The following is a 15,223-nucleotide window of genomic DNA, read 5'->3' as shown; positions in this document are numbered from 1 at the left end:
GCGAAAATACGAAAAAAGCCGGGCGTGAACCCGGCTTCAGTCTCATCTGTCTCGCGATTTATTCGCCCGGAAGCGGCGCCGGCGTATCGCCCACTGTGCGGAGATAGGCGATGAGATTCGCGCGATCGTCAATCTTTTTAAGTCCGGCGAAGCCCATTGCGGTGCCGGGGATGTGCTTCTTCGGAGCAGCGAGGAATTCGCTCAGATGCTGGTAATCCCAGACAACCGTACCGCCCTGCGAGAATTCGGTCATGGCACCGGAGTATTTGAACCCCTCGTGCGCGGCGACCGGCCGGTTCACAATGTTCCACAGGCCGGGCCCGACCTTGTTGGCGTTTGACGCGTCGTTGGTGTGGCACGCAGCGCATTTCTTGAACACTGTCTCACCCTTGGCCGCATCGGCGCTTGCGAGCAGAGGCGCAATCTCTTCGGGTGCAGCCTCTTCGGCAGGTGCGCTTGCTTCGCCGCCGCCTTCGGCAACTTCGATCATGAAGCCTTCGGTTTCCGGTACCGGTGCTTCATAGATCCCCTCCGAAACGATCGAGAGAGTCATCACGACAAACAGAATGCCCAAAAAGGCGCCTGCTGCAGAGTTGAGATATGAAGAGTTCATGTTCCGTCGCTCCGTTTCAGTCCGGCTTCCGCCCAGTTTCCCGCAATATCCGAACCAGTCTTGAAATCGCGCGGAACCTATGTCTTTTGCAGGATCGTTGCAACACCGTTTGTAACAGTGGCAGTGAGACTTTTTGACATTTGTCGTCACTTGCGCCGCCCAACCGAGGAACAGAACCCAGATGGCCCACGCTCAAGAGCCCACGCTCGTCATCATTCCAGCCCGCCTGGCGTCGGCCCGACTGCCTGGAAAACCGCTTGCTGATATTGGTGGCGAACCCATGGTGGTCAGGGTGGCGCGCCAGGCGATGCTTGCTGATATCGGACGGGTGGCGGTGGCGACTGATTCGCTTGAAATCGCCAATGCGGTTGAGGCCGCGGGGTTCGAGGCGGTCATGACCCGCGATGACCATCAGTCCGGATCGGACCGGGTTTTCGAGGCAGCCCGGAAGATGGACCCCGATGGACAAGCCCGGATAATTCTCAATGTGCAGGGAGATATTCCCGCCATTGAGCCGGAAGCCATTCGCCGCGCGGCGATGCCGCTGGCGGGGTCGCCGGCTGATCTTGCCACGCTGGCGGTCGAGATTACCGACGAGGCGGAGAAAACCAATCCGAGCATCGTCAAGGTCATCGGCACGCCTATTGGCGAGCGGCTGTTGCGCGCGCTTTACTTCACCCGCACCACCGCGCCTTACGGTGAGGGGCCGCTGTATCACCACATCGGGCTTTATGCCTGGCGACGATCGGCGCTGGAGCGCTTCGTCTCGCTACCTGCCTCAACCCTCGAGAGGCGCGAATCACTTGAACAGTTGCGGGCGCTTGAAGATGGTATGCGCATCGATGTTGCAATCGTTGACTCCGTTCCTCTCGGTGTCGATACTCCCGCCGATCTGGAACGCGCCCGCCAAATTCTGGCACCGAAATAAACGCGCATCCCTCAACACGGACATTCATGATGACAGCTTCCACCAATCGCATCGCCTTTCAGGGTGAGTTTGGCGCAAATTCCGATATGGCCTGCCGCGACATGTTTGCCGACATGGAGCCATTGCCCTGCGCCACATTCGAGGACGCGTTCATCGCGCTTGAGCAGGGCGAGGCGGATCTGGCCATGATCCCGATCGAAAACACCATCGCGGGGCGGGTGGCCGATATTCATCATTTGTTGCCTGAATCGCGGATGCACATCGTCGGCGAATATTTCATGCCGATCCATTTCCAGTTGATGGCATTGCCCGGCGTCGACCGGTCCGAAATCCGTACGGTGCACAGTCATGTCCACGCAGTGGGCCAGTGCCGCAAGGTGGTGCGCGCCAATCGCTGGAAGGCTGTGGTGGCCGGCGACACGGCCGGCGCCGCCAGACTTGTCTCGCAGAGCAACGACCGAACCATGGCAGCACTTGCGCCAAGTCTGGCGGCTGAACTCTATGGTCTCGATATCCTTGAGGAAAATGTCGAGGACACCGAGACCAATGTCACCCGCTTTGTGGTGCTGTCGCGTGAGGCAAACATACCGCCGCGCCCGGTGGCGGACGAAGTGGTCGTGACCACATTTGTCTTTCGGGTACGCAATATCCCGGCGGCGCTCTACAAGGCGATGGGCGGCTTTGCCACCAATGGCGTCAACATGACCAAGCTGGAAAGCTACCAGATCGGCGGCAAGTTCTTCGCCACCCAGTTTTACGCCGATATTCAGGGCCATCCGGACGAGGCGCCGGTGGCCCGCGCGATGGATGAACTCGCCTTTTTCTCCAAGGAGTTGCGGATTCTGGGCGTCTATCCGGCCCATCCGTTCAGACTGGCGCAAAACGGGTCACATGCCCAGGAGGCCGAAGGCTGAGACGCTTCAGGTTGTCCGTACCCTACCGGTCCCAATCCAGCCAGTCGCGCATCAGCCGGTGAGCGATGGCGCCTGGCGGCGGCGCCGAGGCCTTGTCCTCGCCCAGGACATTGGCCAGCATGGCCTCGGTCTCGCCGCGGTCAAACCAGCGGCAATCCTCAAGCTCGGCAGTATCGCGGTCAATCGTCAGGCTTTGGGCTTCGGCATAGACCCCGATCATCAGTGAATGCGGCATCGGCCAGGGCTGGCTGGCGTGGTATCGCACGCGGCCGATCTTGATGCCGGATTCCTCGAGCGTTTCACGCCGGACCGCATCCTCCATGGTTTCACCTGGTTCGATGAACCCGGCCAGGCAGGAGTACATCCCGGGAGGAAAATGCGGACTGCGGCCAAGCAGACAGCGATCGCTCGCCTCATCAATCGTCAGCATGATGGCGACCGGGTCGGTTCGTGGAAACACCACATGGTCGCACACCGTGCAACGCCGCCGGTAACCGCCCGATTCAGGCGTCATGGACCCGCCGCAAGCACCGCAAAACCTGTTGGCAAGTGCCCAGGAAACCAGACTGGTGCCTTGCGCATAGGCGCCGAGAGTTTCCTCGTCCATCAGTGCCTGACGGTAAACCGAGCGGGTGTCGATGGCCTTGAACGGCTCCGGCAGGTCGTCAGGCGCAATTCCGACGGGGATGGCAATGCGGGCCGCGTCGGCCGCGTCCCAGCCAATCAGCACCGCATCCGCGTCGTGCGGCTGCATCGCGGAGATGTCGGCAGCCTCGAGCAGCCCCTGCGGCGCTTCACCGTTGATGCGCATTGCCAACCGGCCTTGCGTGATGGCGAAATAACGCGTTGCCGGATCATTGCGCGCATCGCCCAGTTCGTTTTCGTTGCGGTGCTCTGACCGGCGGTCAAGCCGGTTGGATGAAAACGCGACCAGACGGCTAGCCTCGCCATGAGGAGCGTCATGGTCAAACAGGGAAAAAGTCATGGATTAGAGTGCCTCGAGAAGTCTTTTGGTAAAGTCGTTGCGGGCATCCCGGTCCCAGGGCTTGGCTTCGCCATGACCCCAGACCGGTCCGGGCCAGGCCGGATCGCCCTCGTTGCGTGCGATGATGTGAAGATGGAATTGGTGCACCTGATTGCCAAGGGCTCCGACATTGATTTTCAGGCACGCCGATGCCTGTTTCAGTGCCTTGGCAGTGATGGCGGTTTCAAAGGTCAGCATCGTCTGGTCCAGCGGCGTCATTTCGAAAATTTCCGAAATGCCACTCCTTTGAGGTATCAGAAGCACCCAGGGCCAGCGACTGTCCTGCATCAGCCGGAGTTGGCATAACCCCAGCTTCATCACCAGCGTGGTATCGCGTTCAAGGCGCGGATCGAGAACAAAATCAGACATGGGCAAGACCGCCGGACAGGGTTGGATCAAGACTCTAGCAGTTTTTTTCGTGGTTGGCTTGCTTTTGCCTGTCCGATTGACGATATGTGCAAGCGGGAGGTTGGTGGTGGACGAGCCACTCGCCAACCGGGTCAGGTCCGGAAGGAAGCAGCCCTAACGAGCCCGGCACGGGTCACCGTGCCAGCCTCCCACCCTTTCGCCCGCGCCCGAAATGTCAGGCCCTGTCATTGACGGGTTTCAACCGGGGTGCGAATTTGGTGCAAACGGCCATCGGGCCAGCGCGAGGGCGGCACAGGAATCATGGAAGAAAATACCGGCACGAACACAGCGCCATCGGGGTCCGGCCCCGAGGCACCGGCGCCGTACCGGGTCCTGGCGCGGAAATACCGCCCCAAGGATTTCACGGACCTCATCGGCCAGGAGCCGATGGTCCGCACACTGACCAATGCGTTTTCCACCGGACGGATTGCGCAAGCCTGGATGCTCACCGGTGTCCGCGGCGTCGGCAAGACCACCACGGCGCGAATTCTGGCGCGGGCGCTCAATTACAAGACCGACGAGATTGATCAGCCAACCATTGATCTGACTGTGCCGGGTGAAAATTGCCAGGCGATCATGGAAGGTCGCCATGTTGATGTCATCGAAATGGATGCCGCCTCGCACACCGGCATTGACGATATCCGCGAGATTATCGAGCAGGTGCGCTATCGCCCGGTTTCCGCGCGCTACAAGGTCTACATCATCGACGAAGTGCACATGCTCTCCAATCAGGCCTTCAACGGCCTGCTCAAGACCCTGGAAGAGCCGCCGGCGCATGTGAAGTTCATCTTCGCCACCACTGAAATCCGCAAGGTCCCGATCACCGTGCTGTCGCGATGCCAGCGCTTTGACCTGCGCCGCATCGATTCGGGCCTGCTGGTCAAGCATTTCAAAAGCGTTGCCGGGCAGGAAGGCATCGCGATCGACGACGAATCGCTTGCCATGATCGCCCGGGCCGCTGAAGGCTCGGTGCGTGACGGGCTGTCGCTGCTCGATCAGGCAATTGCCCATGGCGGCGGAGCGGTTGATGCGGAAGCCGTGCGCTCGATGCTTGGCCTGGCTGACCGGTCGCGTATTGTCGAACTGTTCGGCTCGCTGATGAGCGGCGATGTCGCGGCAGCGCTGGCGAGCTTTCGCGACCAGTATGATTCGGGCGCAAGTCCTCCGGTGATTCTCAACGATCTGGCCGATTTCACCCATCTCGTCACCAGGCTCAAATTCGTGCCGCAGGCGGGTGAAGACCCCTCGTTGACACAAACCGAGCGCGAAAGCGGCGCAAGTTATGCCGGAACCTTGTCGACCGCCATTTTGTCGCGGGTCTGGCAGATGCTGCTCAAGGGCATAACCGAGACCGATACATCAAGCCGCCCTGCGGCCGCCGCCGAGATGGCGCTGATCCGGATTGCCCACACCGCCAGCCTGCCGTCACCCGAGGATGCGGTGAAGGCGTTCCAGAGCATGGGCGGCGCAACCGCTGGCGCAGCGGTTCAATCGCCAGGCGGCGGTCCCTCCGGTGGCGGCGCCACGGCCCGGGCCGTGGGCGAACGCCGGATGGCGCAGGGGTCCAGCGGCGGGCAACCGTCGATGCGGCTCGCCCATTCCGCCGAGCCTACGATTGCCGCGCCAGCCGTTGCAGAACCGGTTCAAGAGGTCGCCATAGGCTCGCTTGAAGACATGGTGGCGCTTGCCGAAAAGTATCGCGATATCGCCATGAAGGTGCAGATCCGCACCAATGTGAGACTGGTCCGGCTTGAGCCGGGACGGCTTGAAATCAGCCTGACACCGGATGCAAGTCCGAGTTTGCCCGGTGAACTGGTCAAGAAGCTGACAGACTGGACCGGGGCCAAGTGGAGTGTCGCGCTCAGCCGCGAGGAGGGGGCTCCGACGCTTTCTGAGCGCGAGACCGCCAAGCGCGACGCGCTTGTCAGCGATGCCCGCCAGGATCCTGATGTGGCGGCCATTCTGGCAAAGTTTCCCGGTGCGCGGATCACCGACGTGCGCATCGCCGTCACCGAGGAGAGCCTGGCCGAGGCCGCGCTGACCCCGTCCGAGGATGGCGACATCCTGCCAGATGAAACCGATCCCGACGATGACCGGGACTAGCCCGCGCTTACCGATGTGCGGGTCTGGATCAAGCCGGAAACAAACACCTTAGAAGGAGAGATCACGATGAAAGACATCATGGGCATGATGGGCAAGATCAAGGACATGCAGGCCAAGATGGAGCGCATGCAGGAAGAGATCGCCGAACTTGAATGCGAGGGAACCGCTGGCGGTGGCATGGTCACGGTACGGCTTTCGGGGAAAGGCGTGATGCTGGGAATGAGCGTCGATCCATCGATGTTCAAGGAAGACGATGTCGAGATCCTGGAAGATCTGGTCGTTGCAGCCCACAACGACGCCAAGGGCAAGGTCGAGGCCATGGTCGCGGAACGGACCCAGGAATTCACCGCCGGCCTGCCAATCCCTCCTGGCATGAAACTTCCGTTTTGAGATTGGCCGTCGGTAACCGGAGATCCAGATGCAAAAACGTGTAACCGGGCCGGAGATCGAGCGCCTGATCCAGCTGCTGGCCCGGGTTCCCGGGCTTGGGCCGCGCTCGGCGCGCCGCGCGGCCCTGCATCTGATCAAGAAGAAAGACCAGCTGATGGGTCCGCTGGCGCTGGCGATGAACGAGGCCTTTGACAAGGTCCGCATCTGTTCAACCTGCGGCAATGCCGACACCTCTGACCCGTGCACGGTATGTACCGATCCGACCCGCGACCAGACAGTGATCATCGTCGTCGAGGACGTGGCCGATCTGTGGGCGCTTGAACGGGCCGCTGCGATGAACGCGGGCTATCATGTGCTGGGAGGAACCCTGTCGCCACTCGACGGCATCGGCCCCGACGACCTGTCGATTTCCAAACTCGTCGACCGGGTGGCCGGCGGCGGGGTCCGGGAAATCCTCATCGCCGTCAACGCCACGGTCGAGGGACAAACCACCGCGCACTACATCACCGAGCAATTGTCCGGATTTGAGGTCAAGATCACCCGGCTGGCCCATGGCGTGCCGGTCGGCGGCGAACTTGACTATCTCGATGAAGGCACGCTGGCAGCGGCCATTCGCGCCCGCACGGCTTTCTGAGGGAACAGGGCATGCCACGTTTTTTCAATCCCGATACAATGCCACAACCGGCGTCCAATTATGTGCAGGCTGTGGAGATGGTGTCACCGGGCCGCCGCCTGGTTGTTTCGGGACAGATCGGCGTGACGCCGGCGGGTCAGATGCTGGAGGGATATCGTCCCCAGGCCGAACAGGCATGGCGCAACGCGCTTTCCGCACTGGCTGCCTGCAACATGCAGATCACCGATATCGTCGCGATCCGTGTTTATGATGTGGCGCCCGGCGCGGTCGGTATCTATCGGGAAATCCGGGACCTGATGCTGGAAGGCCATGCACCCGCCTCGACCTATGTCATTGTTGCCGGGCTGGCCCATCCCGATTTGCTGACCGAAATCGAGATCGAGGCCTTTTCCGAACACTGAGCGACCTCTTCGCGATGGGCCGTTTTCCTGACATGCCGCCCGGGTTAGTCTGGCGGCATGATTCGCACCCTGATTCTTTCGATCACTTTCCTGTTCGTCGTGACCACACTTGGGGTCATGCCATCCCGTGCTGCAACAAAATCCGGCGTCGAGGCACAGTTCCGGCAATGGCTCGAGGCCGATTTGTGGCCTGAAGCCAAACGCGCCGGTGTGTCCAAACCGGTGTTTGACCGCGCCTTTTCCGGCGTCAACCTCGATTGGGATCTGCCGGATCTGGCGCCGCCGGGATTTCCAAAGCCAAAGCAACGCGCCCAAAGCCAGGCCGAATTCCGCAGCCCCGGCGCCTATTTCAGCGAGAAAAGGCTTCAGGGTCTGGCTGCTTCGGGCCGGTCCCTGATGAAGCAACATGCAGGCCTGTTGCGCAGGATCGAGGAGCGCTACGGCGTGCCCGGGTCCATCATCGTGGCGATCTGGGGTCGCGAATCGGGCTTTGGCCGCGCCAAGATTCCCTATTCCGCCATTCAGGTCATCGCCACCAAGGCCTTCATGTCGACCCGGCCAGACCTGTTCCGCAAGGAAATACTGGCGGCACTGCAAATCCTTCAGCGCGGCGATGTTTCAGCCTCTGCGATGAAGGGATCCTGGGCCGGCGCCATGGGGCAGCCGCAGTTCCTGCCGTCGAGCTATCTCGATCATGCGGTTGATTTCGATGGTGACGGCAAGCGCGACATCTGGAATTCAACGGCGGATTCGCTGGCGTCTATCGCCAATTATCTGGCCCGGTCGGGCTGGGTGCGCGGCCGCGACTGGGGCTTCGAGGCGGTCATCCCCGAAGGCGTCACCTGCGCGCTGGAAGGGCCTGACCGGGCCCGGCCGATCAGTGCCCTGACGGACATGGGCATCATTCGCATATCCGGCCGGCCGTTTCCCGCTCACGAACGCCGTGCGCCCGGCATGGTGTTGGTTCCCGCGGGAACATACGGCCCCGAATTCGTCGTCACGCCGAATTTCTACGTCATCAAGGAATACAACAATTCCGATCTCTATGCGCTGTTCATCGGCAATCTCGCCGACCGCATGGCCCATGGTGGCGGCGCGTTCGTCACCCCCTGGGACAACACCGGTTCGATGTTGCGCTCCGATATCGCCCGGTTGCAATCATCGCTGGAAAAACAGGGCTACGATGTCGGCGGCGCGGATGGATTGCCCGGCTACAAGACAAGGCGCTCGATAGGGGAATGGCAGGCCCGAAACGGCAGCAAGGCCGATTGTTTCCCCACGCCTGCCTTGCTCAAGACACTTCGCTGAATTGCTGGTGCTGTCAGTGACCCGCTCCGGGTGAGATCATGCCTGCCGCTTGTAGGGGCCGGTGACTTTCCTGAAATGGTGCGCGAAATGTTTCGACATCATTTTGCCGAGGCCATGAAGCTGTTCGGTCAGCGCACGGGCATTGCGGCCCCCTCATCGGCCGCGCGATGGCGGAATAGGGTCCCGCCGGCAGCAACATTGTATCCGGGATCAGCCCGTGCGGCCGCCGTCTGAAAGGTGCTTTTCCTTCGAGACGTTAGAACCTGACGCTTTGGGCTTCAGTACAGCTTTGGAAGGCATCGGGCGGATTCCGGGGTCTGGTCAGCGGCGGCTACAGTCATCCGCAAGGCCGGCGGAAAACCTTCTTTGCCCGATTCGAGGTTGCAATCCTGCCCGGTCGACCCCTAATTGACGGAAGGGCAACGCACCGCGTTGTCGATTGGCCTTCAAATGTTTGGCTTTTTGGATCTTGTTTGCTGCGGGGACTTGCGTAAGTGCTGTTCGAAGCGGTGAAACACCTTTTATGCGCCCTGAACGGCGCGGCATTTGCGTCTTTGTATAGTGGAGAATGAAATGATCGAGAAACGCGAGTTTTACATCAATGGCGCATGGGTCGCGCCAGTTGCACCCCGTGACTGCGAGGTTATTGATCCCTCAACCGAGGAAACCTGCGCGGTAATTTCCCTGGGTGCTACGGCTGACACCAACGCCGCCGTCGCCGCCGCCAAGTCCGCGTTCGAGTCCTGGTCGCAGACCGATCCCGAAGTTCGGCTCGGATACGTCAAGAAAATCCGCGAAGTCTACCTTGAGCGCGCCGAAGACATGGCGCAGGCGATCAGCCTGGAAATGGGTGCGCCCATTGAGATGTCGCGCAACGATCAGGTCACGTCCGGAACCTGGCACATCGACAATTTCATCAAGGCGTTCAAGGATGTCGAATTCTTGCGCCCGCTTGGACCGCATGCCCCCAATGACCGCATCGCCATGGAGCCGATCGGTGTTGTCGGACTGATCACGCCGTGGAACTGGCCGATGAATCAGGTGACGCTGAAGGTGATTCCGGCCCTGCTGGCCGGGTGCACCATGGTGCTAAAGCCGTCTGAAATTGCGCCGCTTTCGTCGATCGTGTTTGCCGAGATCGTGCATGCCGCCGGTCTGCCGGCGGGTGTCTTCAACATGGTCAATGGCGACGGCGTCGGGGTCGGGACCGATCTTTCGACCCACAAGGATGTCGAGATGATCAGCTTCACCGGGTCGGCGCGCGCCGGCGCGGCAATCACCAAGGCTGCCGCCGACACGTTCAAGCGGGTTTGCCTGGAACTCGGCGGCAAGGGCGCCAATGTCATTTTCGCCGATGCCGACGCCAAGGCCGTCGAGCGCGGCGTGCGTCATTGCTTCAACAACACCGGCCAGAGCTGCAACGCCCCTTCACGCATGCTGGTCGAGCGCACGATCTACGATCAGACAGTGGAGAAGGCCATCGAGGTTGCCGCAACCGCCAAGGTCGGTCCGGCCAACCAGGAAGGCAGGCATATCGGTCCGGTCGTCTCGGCAGCACAGTATGAGAAGATCCAGGGCCTGATCCAGAAGGGCATCGACGAGGGTGCACGGCTGGTGGCGGGCGGTCCCGGCAGGCCGGAAGGCTTCAACCGCGGTTATTTCGTTCGCCCCACGATCTTTGCCGATGTGTCCAACGACATGACCATTGCGCGTGAGGAGATCTTCGGACCGGTGCTTTCGATCATTCCGTTCGATGATGAGGAAAATGCCGTCGAGATTGCCAACGACACGATCTATGGCCTGACCAACTATGTGCAGAGCCAGGACGGCGCCAAGCGGAACCGGATGGCGCGGCGGCTGCGCTCCGGAATGGTCGAAATGAATGGAAAATCCCGTGGTGCGGGAGCGCCCTTCGGAGGCGTCAAGGCATCGGGCCGGGCGCGGGAAGGCGGCGTCTGGGGAATCGAGGAGTTTCTCGAGGCCAAGGCGATCTCGGGCTGGGCCAGCGACGCCGACTGATCCTGGTCCGCACTTGATATGAAGATCACGGCCCGTCCCCGACCGGACGGGCCGTTCCTGTCTGAGCCCCGTACCGATCCATTCGAGACGATCCGACGGTTCGCGGCAAACGTGATTTGGAAATTTCATGCAGGCTTGCGCGGTCTGCTTTGACACGGCCTGTCGGGCAGCGTACTTGCGGATGAACAGGCTATCCGGGATACCTTGATAGCTCATCACCGGCGGAGCGACACAAGCCGGCCCAAAGGACACTGACCGCCCATGCCTTGGCTTTACCTCATTCTTGCGATCTTCGGGGAAGTGATCGGCACGACCGCCCTCAAGGCTTCCGACGGATTCAGCAAATGGAGCTATGGCGGCATTTCCATCATTGCCTATGGAATTGCGTTCTATTTGCTGTCGATCGTGCTGAAGACCATGTCCGTGGGCGTGGCCTATGCAATCTGGTCCGGTGTAGGGGTGGCATTCGTCACGCTGATCGGCATCGTGCTGTTTGGCCAGAAGCTGGATTTTTTCGGCTATCTCGGCATTGCCCTGATTGTTTCAGGCGTCGCTGTGCTCAATCTTCTGTCCGGATCCGCCACGCACTGAAGCGCCAACAGCGCGCCCAGCGCTTGCAGTGACAGCGAATCGTCCAGCCGGGCGCGCGGTTTCGATTATCCGGGGTAGGCACTAGAAAATTCGCGGACTCGCGCGGCTGTCCGCGCAATCAGGTCGCGAGCCAGTTCCCCGGTTGCCGCCTCGCTGTAAATCCGCATTTCCGGCGCATTTCCCGAGGGCCGCAGATGGACAATGCCGCCCTGGTCGAGTGTTACGCGCAGGCCATCGGTGAGGTCGATACCCGCAGGTCGCCCGACGGGTTCAAAGAACCGGTTGCGCGCAGCATCGTCATTCGACAGATCAGCAACGAGTGCCTGGCTTGTGGCCGTGGGAAAATTCTCGATCCTGTCGCTGGCCGCAACCGGCAGACCGAGACCGGCGACATGCTCGGAGAGGCTCTGATCCGCCATGCGGGCAGCGGCAAAGGCACAAAGGATCGGCAAAACGCTGTCGCGTGTCGGCAGGGCTTCAAGTCTGGAGGAGCCTGCCTCAATCAGGTTTCCGGTGAGCACGCCGCCATTGGCCTCGAAACCGATGACACGCTGCCGGCCCTGCCTGAGGGCGTCCGCCATGCCGGCAATCACAAAGGGTGATCCCACTCTGGTGCGATGAACTTCGGCCTGACAGCGGCTTTCGATGCCCGAATTGGAGGTGACCGGCGTGACGATGGCGTCGGCACCCAGATAGCGCGCCACGATCAGGCCCAGTGCATCGCCTCTGAGCACCTGCCCGGTCTCGTCGACGACCAGCGGCCGGTCGCCATCGCCGTCAGCGGAAACCAGTCCATCGAGGCAATTTGATCGGACCCATTTTGCCGCCAGCGTTCTGGTCTCCGCCGACACCGCTTCGGTGTCGACCGGGATGAAGACCTGCGATTTGCCGAGCCGGACCACCTCTGCCCCGGCTTCCTGCAGAATCGCGGCCAGCGCGTCGCTCGCTGACGAACTGTGTTCGTAGAGCCCGATGCGCAGTCCAGCAAACAAGCCATCGGCGGAAAAGCCGCGGTAGCGGGAGACGAAGGCCGAGGCGGCGATGGATGATTCGTCGCGCAAGTGCGATGGCCCCGCCAGCGGCCCGGCCTGAAATTCCGGTGCATGACTTGAAATCGCCGCCTCGTGCTGTTTGTCGATCTCGCCGTCGGGACGATAGAATTTGACCCCGTTGCGATCATCGGGGATGTGCGATCCGGTAATCATCAGTGCAGCCGCATTCTTGCCCATGGCGTGAAGCGCCAGCGCCGGGGTTGGCAGCACACCGCAATCAACCGGCTCCAGCCCTTCGGCAAGCAATGCCGACGCGCACTGCGCGGCAATTTCCGGACTGGAGGCGCGCATGTCCCGCCCCAGAAAGACCGGCGATCCCACGGAGGCTATCCCGGCCTGCTTGAGGTGTCGGCCAAACGCGCGGGCATGGGCCGCCGCGGTGCCGTCCGTCAGGTCTGCGACAAGGCCGCGAAGCCCGCTGGTGCCGAATTTTGCTGCCATCTCGACGTCTCTCCAATTGGTCCCGGCCGTGTCGCGCCCCTACTCGGTAAGGGGCAGCATGTCCTCGTATCTGAGATACTCCACCAGGGCGCAGAACACGTGGTAGAACGTGCTTGCCGGCATGTCTTTCGAGATCACCCGGCCGTTGGGGTCGATCTGATCATACCAGCCGCCCGGTGCGGGGGTCGTCAGGTAGCGGTTGAAAATGACATCCAGCATCCGGATGAACAGCGTCTCATCACCCGGCAAGCCCTCGGCGCGCGCCAGAAGCCCCGCCTTGAGAGCCTCCGTCTGACACCACAATCGAGCCGTTCCGACCATTGCGGAACCGTCAGGCGCCATCGAATCGCACACCGCATCGGTGCCGCGGGCATGGCCGAAGGCGTGGCTGGTGGCATAGAGCTTGCGGCAGTATTCCTTCAGCTCCGGCTGATTCGCGAACCTGGCCTGTCGCAGCAACAGCCACACCCATTCATAATGATGGCCAGGTTCGACGCGAGCCGGCTTGTCGTGGCGCACCGACCAGTCGCGCTCGAAATGTTCGGTCACACTCCAGCTTTCGGGATCGAAGAACACCGATTTGAACAGATCCACGGAAGTCTGGGCCCGGTCGAGAAATGCCTTTTCGCCAGTCACCTCATACCAGGCCTGCATGGCCTCGAGATAATGCATGTGCGGATTGGCCCGGCGGTAATCAAGACGCAGGCTGGATTCATAAAAGCCGCCTTTGGCGTGATCGATCAGATGGGCATCCATATAGGCGATCGTGCGTTCGGCCCATTCGCGCGCTTCCGGCCACTTCGTCGCGCGCCACAACCACGCCAAAGCCAGCAGGACAAAGCACTGGTCATAGGTGTCACGCTGGGGATCCCTGACCGTGCCGTCGGTGTTCCACAAATGAATCCACCCACCATCGGGATGCCACCCGGTGGTGGTCAATGTGGTGAAGCAATGGGTCAGGGCTTCCCGCGCGTCGCCATCCCATCCCAGCAATTCGGCATTGGCAAAGCAATAGATCTGCCGGGCCAGAACCCTGAGCCGTTTGAAGCCGAGATCGGCCGGGCTGCCATCATGATTGAGCGCTTCGTGAACGCCGCCATGAACCCTGTCAACGCCGGCGCCGGTCCAAAGCGGCAGCGCGGTCTCGAACAACCATTTGCGGATTACCCGGGTTGAGGGCACCGGACGGCCCGAATGAGCCACGGCCAGCGGCGGCCATTCGCCGGTTTTCTTGACGCTTGTGGCAATGTCCTTGACCAGATGGGACTTGTCGCGATGAACGATCAGAAGCGCATCGGGCTGGGAGACGACAATGATGTTGTCGAGGCCTGCAACAGCGAGGAGCCGGTCTTCGGACCGCAGGTAGCTGTTGCTGACGTCAATCGTCAGTACATCGCCAAAGCGCGCATTACCGGCTTCATCAAGCGGTGAGCCGTCATGCAGCTGGTTCCATGATCCCAGATCGTTCCAGTCGAAACTGGCCGCGACGACACCGATACGGCTGGCGTTTTCCATCACCGCATAGTCGATTGAAACTTTCGGGCTTGCGGCGAAGGCGTCCGGATCAAGCCGGTAGCACTTGCCTTCGATCTCTGCGCGTTCGACGGCAAGTTTCGCCTGCGCCCAGACTTCGGGTTGCTGGCGGGCGAGTTCGGCGCCCATTTCGCCGGCACGGAACATGAAGATGCCGCCGTTCCAGAAGAAGCGTCCGGATTGAAGGAAGGTTCTGGCGGTCTCGAGATCGGGTTTTTCGCGAAACCGCGAAACATCGTAAACCGGGCCATCGGCATCGCCGCGTTCGATGTAGCCATACTGGGTTTCCGGCCGCGTCGGCGTGATTCCGATGGTCATGATGCCGCCGCGACGGGCAAGGGCTTCCGCACCGGTGCGGATCACATCGAAGAAGGCTGCCACATCGGAAATCTGATGGTCGGACGGCAATACCAGCACCATTCGCTCCGGATCGGTTTCCACCAGATCGACGATCGAGGCGGCGATTGCGGCAGCGGTATCGCGAATCAGTGGCTCAAGCACATAACGTTCGACCTCGACGCCCCCGGTTTCGCCCTGCTCCGTCAGCAAGGATTCGAATGCGATTCCACCAACGATCCGGGTGGGGAGATAGCGCAGGCCTTCGCCCCTGTAGTCGACGCGTTCCAGCGTATTGGTCAGCAAGGTCTTGTCGTTGACCAGCCGATGGAACTGCTTGGGTTTGGAATCCCGCGACATCGGCCAGAGCCGGGATCCAGCTCCGCCGCACAGGATAACAGGCGTGATGGTATGGATTGAGCCCATGAAGTGTTCCGATCCGCGCCGCCTAACGGCGGTCATTCCAGGTTTGGTGATTAAACCGCGAAAACATGAAAATTCCTCTCATGCAACAAATGGTATGTCCGT

Annotated in this window: 14 protein-coding genes and 1 other RNA gene; 10 read left to right on the top strand and 5 right to left on the bottom strand. The window is 61.2% G+C overall.

The window, feature by feature from the left end:
- Positions 1-58: 58 nt before the first annotated feature.
- Positions 59-613 (bottom strand): cytochrome c family protein, encoded by a 555-nt coding sequence (locus tag ABJN75_RS13420; RefSeq protein ID WP_348440093.1) that lies wholly within the window; start codon positions 611-613, stop codon positions 59-61.
- Positions 614-794: 181 nt separating this feature from the next.
- Between ABJN75_RS13420 and ABJN75_RS13415 the strand changes: the two genes are divergently transcribed.
- Entirely contained in the window at positions 795-1,541 is a 747-nt protein-coding gene (locus ABJN75_RS13415) for a 3-deoxy-manno-octulosonate cytidylyltransferase (RefSeq protein WP_348440092.1), read from the top strand.
- A gap of 29 nt (positions 1,542-1,570) precedes the next feature.
- Positions 1,571-2,455 carry a prephenate dehydratase gene (locus tag ABJN75_RS13410; RefSeq protein WP_348440148.1) on the top strand — a complete coding sequence of 295 codons (885 nt, stop codon included), beginning with the start codon at positions 1,571-1,573 and terminating at the stop codon, positions 2,453-2,455.
- A 22-nt stretch (positions 2,456-2,477) separates the two neighbouring features.
- On the opposite strand, the gene nudC is transcribed toward ABJN75_RS13410, so the two are convergent.
- Together nudC and ABJN75_RS13400 are read right to left on the bottom strand one after the other, a co-directional pair.
- The gene (gene nudC, locus ABJN75_RS13405; RefSeq protein ID WP_348440091.1) at positions 2,478-3,440 is read right to left on the bottom strand and encodes an NAD(+) diphosphatase; all 963 of its coding nucleotides are present in this window, start codon (positions 3,438-3,440) and stop codon (positions 2,478-2,480) included.
- A gap of 3 nt (positions 3,441-3,443) precedes the next feature.
- Complete coding sequence (locus ABJN75_RS13400; RefSeq protein WP_348440090.1) at positions 3,444-3,848, bottom strand: HIT family protein; 405 nt, start codon at positions 3,846-3,848, stop codon at positions 3,444-3,446.
- Positions 3,849-3,943: 95 nt separating this feature from the next.
- Here ABJN75_RS13400 and ffs point away from each other — a divergent pair.
- From ffs to ABJN75_RS13360, 8 genes are all read left to right on the top strand, one after another.
- Positions 3,944-4,040: signal recognition particle sRNA small type (ffs, locus tag ABJN75_RS13395), an RNA gene on the top strand.
- 108 nt (positions 4,041-4,148) lie between these two features.
- Positions 4,149-5,990, top strand: coding sequence for a DNA polymerase III subunit gamma/tau (locus ABJN75_RS13390; RefSeq protein ID WP_348440089.1), 1,842 nt, complete (start codon positions 4,149-4,151; stop codon positions 5,988-5,990).
- 66 nt (positions 5,991-6,056) lie between these two features.
- The gene (locus ABJN75_RS13385) at positions 6,057-6,380 is read left to right on the top strand and encodes a YbaB/EbfC family nucleoid-associated protein (protein WP_348440088.1); all 324 of its coding nucleotides are present in this window, start codon (positions 6,057-6,059) and stop codon (positions 6,378-6,380) included.
- A gap of 28 nt (positions 6,381-6,408) precedes the next feature.
- Positions 6,409-7,014 carry a recombination mediator RecR gene (gene recR / locus ABJN75_RS13380; RefSeq protein ID WP_348440087.1) on the top strand — a complete coding sequence of 202 codons (606 nt, stop codon included), beginning with the start codon at positions 6,409-6,411 and terminating at the stop codon, positions 7,012-7,014.
- An 11-nt stretch (positions 7,015-7,025) separates the two neighbouring features.
- Positions 7,026-7,415, top strand: coding sequence for a RidA family protein (locus ABJN75_RS13375; protein ID WP_348440086.1), 390 nt, complete (start codon positions 7,026-7,028; stop codon positions 7,413-7,415).
- A gap of 69 nt (positions 7,416-7,484) precedes the next feature.
- Positions 7,485-8,723 (top strand): lytic murein transglycosylase, encoded by a 1,239-nt coding sequence (locus tag ABJN75_RS13370; RefSeq protein ID WP_348440147.1) that lies wholly within the window; start codon positions 7,485-7,487, stop codon positions 8,721-8,723.
- A 573-nt stretch (positions 8,724-9,296) separates the two neighbouring features.
- The gene (locus tag ABJN75_RS13365) at positions 9,297-10,742 is read left to right on the top strand and encodes an aldehyde dehydrogenase family protein (RefSeq protein WP_348440085.1); all 1,446 of its coding nucleotides are present in this window, start codon (positions 9,297-9,299) and stop codon (positions 10,740-10,742) included.
- A 261-nt stretch (positions 10,743-11,003) separates the two neighbouring features.
- Complete coding sequence (locus ABJN75_RS13360) at positions 11,004-11,333, top strand: multidrug efflux SMR transporter (RefSeq protein ID WP_348440084.1); 330 nt, start codon at positions 11,004-11,006, stop codon at positions 11,331-11,333.
- A gap of 65 nt (positions 11,334-11,398) precedes the next feature.
- Here the strand turns inward: ABJN75_RS13360 and ABJN75_RS13355 are convergent, their stop codons facing one another.
- Positions 11,399-12,826 (bottom strand): phosphomannomutase, encoded by a 1,428-nt coding sequence (locus ABJN75_RS13355; RefSeq protein WP_348440083.1) that lies wholly within the window; start codon positions 12,824-12,826, stop codon positions 11,399-11,401.
- Between the two features lie 39 nt (positions 12,827-12,865).
- Complete coding sequence (locus ABJN75_RS13350; RefSeq protein ID WP_348440082.1) at positions 12,866-15,121, bottom strand: AGE family epimerase/isomerase; 2,256 nt, start codon at positions 15,119-15,121, stop codon at positions 12,866-12,868.
- Between the last annotated feature and the right edge of the window lie 102 nt (positions 15,122-15,223).

Source organism: Hoeflea sp. (genome assembly GCF_039975035.1).
In the GTDB taxonomy this organism is placed as follows: Bacteria; Pseudomonadota; Alphaproteobacteria; order Rhizobiales; family Rhizobiaceae; genus Hoeflea.
This window is presented reverse-complemented; position numbering and strand designations above follow the sequence as displayed.

Coding starts and splice junctions, on each gene's coding strand:
- ABJN75_RS13420 (WP_348440093.1), bottom strand. CDS start 613: ATGAACTCTTCATATCTCAACTCTGCAGCAGGCGCCTTTTTGGGCATT.
- ABJN75_RS13415 (WP_348440092.1), top strand. CDS start 795: ATGGCCCACGCTCAAGAGCCCACGCTCGTCATCATTCCAGCCCGCCTG.
- ABJN75_RS13410 (WP_348440148.1), top strand. CDS start 1,571: ATGACAGCTTCCACCAATCGCATCGCCTTTCAGGGTGAGTTTGGCGCA.
- nudC (WP_348440091.1), bottom strand. CDS start 3,440: ATGACTTTTTCCCTGTTTGACCATGACGCTCCTCATGGCGAGGCTAGC.
- ABJN75_RS13400 (WP_348440090.1), bottom strand. CDS start 3,848: ATGTCTGATTTTGTTCTCGATCCGCGCCTTGAACGCGATACCACGCTG.
- ABJN75_RS13390 (WP_348440089.1), top strand. CDS start 4,149: ATGGAAGAAAATACCGGCACGAACACAGCGCCATCGGGGTCCGGCCCC.
- ABJN75_RS13385 (WP_348440088.1), top strand. CDS start 6,057: ATGAAAGACATCATGGGCATGATGGGCAAGATCAAGGACATGCAGGCC.
- recR (WP_348440087.1), top strand. CDS start 6,409: ATGCAAAAACGTGTAACCGGGCCGGAGATCGAGCGCCTGATCCAGCTG.
- ABJN75_RS13375 (WP_348440086.1), top strand. CDS start 7,026: ATGCCACGTTTTTTCAATCCCGATACAATGCCACAACCGGCGTCCAAT.
- ABJN75_RS13365 (WP_348440085.1), top strand. CDS start 9,297: ATGATCGAGAAACGCGAGTTTTACATCAATGGCGCATGGGTCGCGCCA.
- ABJN75_RS13360 (WP_348440084.1), top strand. CDS start 11,004: ATGCCTTGGCTTTACCTCATTCTTGCGATCTTCGGGGAAGTGATCGGC.
- ABJN75_RS13355 (WP_348440083.1), bottom strand. CDS start 12,826: ATGGCAGCAAAATTCGGCACCAGCGGGCTTCGCGGCCTTGTCGCAGAC.
- ABJN75_RS13350 (WP_348440082.1), bottom strand. CDS start 15,121: ATGGGCTCAATCCATACCATCACGCCTGTTATCCTGTGCGGCGGAGCT.